The 515-nt window shown below is 32.8% G+C and carries 1 protein-coding gene; it reads left to right on the forward strand.

What is annotated here, in order from left to right; genetic code table 11:
* Window positions 1-196: 196 nt before the first annotated feature.
* Window positions 197-515 (forward strand): SPFH domain-containing protein (locus AMO08_RS04725; RefSeq protein WP_256997664.1); only part of this gene is annotated, 319 nt, incomplete at its 3' end.

Raw genomic sequence — 515 nt, forward strand, 5'->3', positions numbered from 1 at the left:
CTAATATATAATTTGCTACCTGAACAATATCAAATTTGGAGATGTTGATTTAAAAATTCCTAATTTTGAATTTAAGAGATTTAAATGGTTAATTGCTGTGATGATAACTGTCATCATAATATTTGCCTCTGTATATACAATAGGTGCTAATGAAAATGGTGTTGTATTGCGTCTTGGAGAATATTCTCATACAACTATGCCTGGCTTACATTTTAAGATACCTTTTATTGATATGGTCTACCCAGTTAAGGTTGATTATCAATATAAACAGGAATATGGATTTAGAACCCTAAAAGCAGGTGTTCGTACAGAATACTCCAAGCGTAATTATAGTGGCGAATCCTGGATGCTTACAGGTGATTTAAATATTGCAGAGGTTCGTTGGATTCTTCAATATAAAATCAAGAATGCTGCTGATTATCTATTTCATGTACGTGATGTGCAAAATACAATAAGAGATATTTCAGAAGCCACCCTTCGTCTTTTGATAGGTGATCGGTCCTTTACTGAAGTAT

It is taken from the genome of Candidatus Pelagibacter communis (genome assembly GCF_001180205.1).
Taxonomy (GTDB): Bacteria; Pseudomonadota; Alphaproteobacteria; order Pelagibacterales; family Pelagibacteraceae; genus Pelagibacter; species Pelagibacter ubique_O.